This window comes from Actinomycetospora sp., from assembly GCF_055612215.1.
In genome coordinates, this window is the sequence record NZ_JBVPVA010000476.1 from 1 (window position 1) to 5,086 (window position 5,086).

The window sequence follows — 5,086 nt, forward strand, 5'->3', positions numbered from 1 at the left end:
CACGTGCGGCAGTCCGGCGACGCCGAGGCAGGTCGCCAGCAGCAGGGACCAGACCCAGAGCGGGTCGCGCTCCCCGGCGCCGAACGGGTGGTCCCACGCGGCCTGGTCACCCACCGCGCCGGTGACCACCGGGACGGGCGCCCCGGCGGGGAAACCGAGGGTGGTGTCCGCGGGGACGGTGCGTGGTCCGGGGCCCCACGTCACGGTCCGGGTCGGTCCGTCGCCCGAGACCTGCACCGTGACGGGCGCGGTGACCTGCAGCGTGACCGGGGCGTGCACGGTCACGCTCGTCGGACGGTCGAACGTCGCGGGCCCCGGGGTCGTCGACCCCGCGATCCCGGAGCCCAGGAACCACACGACCAGGACGAGGGCCGGGACCGCGAGCGCGACCGCCTTGAACCAGAAGCCGAAGGCCTGCACGAAGGTCATCGAGCGCATCCCGCCGAAGGTCACCGCGGCGGTCACGACGAGGCCGACGACCAGCACCCCGACCCAGGCGGGCGCTCCGGTCAGCACGGTGAGCACGAGCCCGGAGGCCTGCAGCTGGGGGACGAGGTAGAGCCAGCCGATGACGACGACCACGACGGTCGTCAGCGTGCGGAGCAGCGCGGAGTCGAGCCGGGTCTCGGCGAAGTCGGGCACCGTGTACGCGCCCGAGCGCCGCAGCGGGGCGGCGACGAAGAGCAGGAGCACGAGGAAGCCGGCGACGAACCCGACCGGGTACCAGAGTCCGTCGACCCCGTGGCTCAGCACGATCCCCGCGACGCCGAGGAAGGACGCCACCGACAGCGACTGCCCGGCGATGGCGGCGGCGTTCGCACGGCTGCGGACCGTGCGCGAGGCCGCGAGGAAGTCGTCGGTGGACCGGGTGACCCGCACGCCGAGCGACCCGATGACGATCACGGCGACCGCGGCGAGGCCCGCCAGGACGAGCGCGACCACGACGTCGGCGGTGCTCACCGCTCAGTCCTCGACGTCGTCGGCGAAGTCGAGCTCGTTGCGCTCGGCGTGGCGCGTGTAGAGCCACCCGAGCACCAGCAGGAACGGGAACGAGAGGACGCCGAGCAGCCACCAGGGGAGCCCGATCCCGAGGACGGGGGCCGCGTCCGCCACGGCGGGCATGGTGAGGAACACGACGGGCAGCACACCCAGGACGAGCACCACCACCGCGGCGAGCCGCAGCGCGAGGGTCAGCTGCGAGCGCATGAGGTTGGAGAGCAGCAGCTCCCCGGTCGCGGTCTGGGCCTCGATCTCGGCGACGGTGCCGACCGCGCGCGTCGGGGACCGCCGCTCGGCGAGCACGATGCGCACCCGCTCCGGCGTCGGACCGTCGGGGTCGTCGTCCTCGTCGCGCCGCCAGGCGAAGATGGCCCGCTTGTCCTCGGACGGCGCGACGGCCTCGGAGGCGGTGACCCCCGCCGCCGGGAAGGTCGACGCCAGCGGGAGGCCCCGCACCGGGGTCGGGGCGATCGCGCTCGGGTCCGGTGCGGCCGGGGTGTGCGGACCGGCGGGCGCGTCGACGTCCGGCGCGGCGTGGGCCGGGGTGTGTGCCCACCCCGTGGGGACGCCGCGGACGGTGTCGGCATCGGGGTCGCCCACCGCGGCGAAGCGCTCGGTCTCGGCGTCCGGGGCGGCGTGGCGCGGCCGGTAACCGGGGGGCGGGGTGTGCCCGGCGCTGGCCGCGCCGTCGGGCATCGCGTGGCGGCCGGGCGGGCGGGCGGCGTCCCCCGGCACGGCGGCCTCCGGGCCGGTGCGGTCCGGGCCGACGCGGTCGGGCGCGGCGGTGTCCGTCGCCGCGGCCGACGCGCGGCGCGCGCGGGCCCGGGCCACGGCCGGCCCGCCGTCGGGCTCCGGGGCCCGCGCGGCGGGGGTCGCCGGGCCGCCCGGGGGTTCCGCGGGGCGCCCGGCGTCGTCGGGACCCGACGGGTCGGCCGGGCCGGGGTGCTCTCCCCCGGTCCGGGTCCGGCCGTCGGTGGTGGTCACCGTCGTCCCCACGCCTGTTTCGTCGACCGGACCAGGCGGTCCTTCAGCTCACGGGTGTGCCGGCGACTCACCGGGAGCTCGGCGACCTCACCCGTGCCGCCGCCGTTGCCCAGGCGCACCACGTACCCCGAGCCGGCCAGGCGCAGCTCGGTGATGAGCGGCAGCGCGACGAGGTACGAGCGGTGGATGCGCACGAACCCCGCGTCCGACCAGCGCTCCTCGAGCACGGACAGCGGGATGCGGACGAGGTGGCTGCCCTCGGTGGTGTGCAGGCGCGCGTAGTCGCCCTGCGCCTCCACCCAGCGGACCGTGGAGCGCTGCACGAGCTTCGTCGTGCCGGCGAGCTCGACGGGGATCACCTCGTCGTCGCCCTCCTCCTCGACGGCGGGCTCGACCGAGACGGTCGTGCCGCGGGAGGCGAGGATGCGGGTGAGCGAGGCGTAGAGGCGCTCCGGGCGCAGCGGCTTGAGCAGGTAGTCCACCGCGCCGACGTCGAAGGCCTCCACCGCGCGGTCGTCGTGGGCGGTCACGAAGACCACCGACGGCGGGATGACGTAGCGCGAGAGCACCTGCGCGAGCTCCAGCCCGTCGAGCCCCGGCATGCGGATATCCAGGAAGAGGACGTCCACGTCGGACTGCTTGGCGGGCGAGGAGATCCCGGTCGGCGGGGTGCCGAAGCCGCCTATGCTCACCTGGTCACCCCCGGTGAGGATGCGCAGGGCGGAGATGGAGTCGTTGGCCTTCAGCACCGTGGTGACGCGCTGGTCCTGCTCCAGGAGGTAGGCGAGCTCCATGAGCGCAGGTTCCTCGTCGTCGACCGCGAGGACGACCAGGCCGTCGTTGTCGTTGGTAGTCACTGCTTCGCCATCCTGCCCAAGGGTCGGTCCCGCGTCCACGATAGGGACCCGACCGGTCGGGCGATCCCGGGGTGCCGGTCGTGACGCGCCGGGACACCGGACCGGACGTCCATGGTCACCCGTCCACCAGCGGTTCAGGGCCCCGCGGGTCCGGGAGCGTCGGTGCCCGGGCCCAGCGAGTCGGTGATGGAGCGTTCGGACTCCTCCCAGGCCGCCGTCCCCTCGACGACCGCGCGGCGCACCGCGTCGAGCTGGCGTGAGAGGTCGTCGGCGGCCGGGACGGTGTCGGTGACCAGCAGCTCGCGGTACCAGGCGGCCATCTCGGCGTTGTCCTGGCCGGTGCCGGTGGCCAGCGGATCCTCCGCGAGCCGGCGCAGCGCCTCCCGCGCCTCGGCGACGGTGCGCTCCAGGTCGTCCACCCGGCCGGCGAAGCGCCGCGCGTCGGCGGGGTTCAGCGCCGCGGACCCGTCCTCACCGGAGGGCGTACCGGGCCCGGGCCCCAGGGGTCCCGGTCCGCTCATACGGTCCTCCTCCCGGACTCCTCCAGCGCGGCCTCGAGCTCGCGGCGGACCGCGGGCGAGGCCGCGTCCTCCCCGACCAGCCGGGCCCGCCCCGGCCGTCCGCGTCCGGGTACGTCGTGCCTGTGCCCCGGATCGTGCCGCAGCCGGTACCGGCCGCGGGGCCCGTCCAACCATTTGATCGTGACATCACCACGTTCTCCGCCAGAACTTACCTCGTTCGGCGCAGTCGCCACGCCGATCTGTGTCCACGCGTCGGCGGACGCGAGGACGTCCTCGACGGCGCGGCGCTCCCGCTCGGCACGCGCCGTGGCCGGCCCGTCCGGCCCGCCCGCGCCGGCGGTCGCCGGGACCTCCAGGGGCGGGCCGGGCGCGGCCGGACAGGGTGGCACGAGCGCGAGCAGGCCGGGCACGAGGCCCGCGGGGTCGAGCGGGCGGACCGCGACGTCGGCGCCCGCGTGGTCGGCCGACCACAGCAGGGCGCCGCCGGGGGCGCCGCCGACGGCGACCGCGGCGCACGGCGTCGTCGCACTGCGGCGGACCAGGTCGACCTGGCGGGCCCGGTCGCGGACCGCGGTCCCGACCGAGAGCAGCACCGCGGCCGGGCCGGGCTCGAGCAGCCCGCGGGCCCGCAGGCCGTCCTCGACGCGGGCCCGCGCGAGCACCGTCTCGTCGTCGCGGTCCGCGGGCCACGCCGCCGGGGCGAGCGGGTAGGGCCAATCGTCCACGCCGCACTGCTCGAGCACCCACGCGAGCTCGGGGCGCCGCAGGACGAGCACGGGGAAGGGCGCGGTCACGACGGGGTCCCGCGCTCGCCGTCGCGACGGTCGCCGGGGTCCTCCCGGCCGTCCTCGTCGCCGTCCTCGTCGCCGTCCTCGCCGAGGACCGGCGGGGCGACCCGGCGGGTCGCGTCGGCGCCCCAGCCCGCCGGGTCGGCGTCGACGAGGTACTCGACCCGTCGGGGCGGCAGCCGGTGCTCCCCGGCCCCGCCTGTCACCGGCGTGACGCCGAGCGGAGCGGCGTCGAGGGGTCCGGGGGCGGGTGGTCCGGGAGCGACCGGTCCGGGAGCGACCGGTCCGGCGACGGGTCGACCGTGCCCGCCCGCGTCCCCCCTGGGGTGCCCACCGGCGGGCGGCGCGCTCGCCGTCGGGTCCGCGGGCGGGCCGTCGAGGGCCGGGTCGGCGCCGGCGGGCGACACGGCGGTGCCCGGGCCGGTGGCGGACGCGTCGGACCCGGCGGCGCGCGGGTCGTCGCGGCGTCGCGCCTCCCGGCGGCGGCCCCCGGTCCCCGTCGTCGGGACGGGGACCGGACGCATCCCGCCGCCGGCGGCGGGAACCGGTCCGGCGCCACCGGCCCCGGGGGCGACGCGCCCCGGGGCGAGCGGCCCGCCGGACGCCACCGCCGTGCCGGGCGGTGACGACGACGGGGACACCGACGGCGCGGGGCCACGGTCGACGACGGGGCCGGCGCCGGGCGCGGTGGCGGCCACCCCGGAGGCGCCGGGCGTGCCCGGAACGGCGGCGCCGCCGACCGCGCGCGGACCGACCGGCAGGTCACCGGGCGGGGCCGGACCCGGCGTGGCGGCCGCCGCCCGCTGCAGCACCCCGGTCGACGCGCCCCGGGCGCCGGCGACCGGCGTCGCCCCCCGGGCCGCGACGGGGGCGTCGGCCGCGGCGCCCGGCCCGGACGCCGCGGGCGGGGCCGATCCGGTCCCCACCCTGCCCGTCG

5 protein-coding genes and 1 pseudogene are annotated in these 5,086 nt (G+C 78.1%); all 6 read right to left on the minus strand.

All coding sequences use genetic code 11. From position 1 onward, the window contains the following. A partial coding sequence (locus tag AC0CYZ_RS13250; RefSeq protein WP_472216010.1) for a sodium:solute symporter family transporter occupies window positions 1-960 on the minus strand: 960 nt, incomplete at its 3' end. Window positions 961-963: 3 nt separating this feature from the next. After that, window positions 964-1,983: a hypothetical protein gene (locus AC0CYZ_RS13255; RefSeq protein ID WP_472216012.1), complete on the minus strand. Its 1,020-nt coding sequence runs from the start codon at window positions 1,981-1,983 to the stop codon at window positions 964-966. Then, window positions 1,980-2,840, minus strand: a complete 861-nt coding sequence (locus AC0CYZ_RS13260) for a LytR/AlgR family response regulator transcription factor (protein WP_472216014.1) — start codon at window positions 2,838-2,840, stop codon at window positions 1,980-1,982. The genes AC0CYZ_RS13255 and AC0CYZ_RS13260 overlap by 4 nt, the downstream gene beginning before the upstream one ends. A gap of 134 nt (window positions 2,841-2,974) precedes the next feature. After that, the gene (locus AC0CYZ_RS13265; protein WP_472216016.1) at window positions 2,975-3,361 is read right to left on the minus strand and encodes a hypothetical protein; all 387 of its coding nucleotides are present in this window, start codon (window positions 3,359-3,361) and stop codon (window positions 2,975-2,977) included. After that, a complete protein-coding gene (locus tag AC0CYZ_RS13270) occupies window positions 3,358-4,155 on the minus strand; it encodes an ESX secretion-associated protein EspG (RefSeq protein ID WP_472216018.1) in 798 nt (265 codons plus the stop codon). Before AC0CYZ_RS13270 ends, AC0CYZ_RS13265 begins: the two co-directional genes overlap by 4 nt. Then, window positions 4,152-5,086, minus strand: a pseudogene (locus tag AC0CYZ_RS13275) (hypothetical protein); the annotation flags it as partial. The gene AC0CYZ_RS13270 and the pseudogene AC0CYZ_RS13275, both read right to left, overlap by 4 nt.

Coding starts and splice junctions, on each gene's coding strand:
- AC0CYZ_RS13265 (WP_472216016.1), bottom strand. CDS start 3,361: ATGAGCGGACCGGGACCCCTGGGGCCCGGGCCCGGTACGCCCTCCGGT.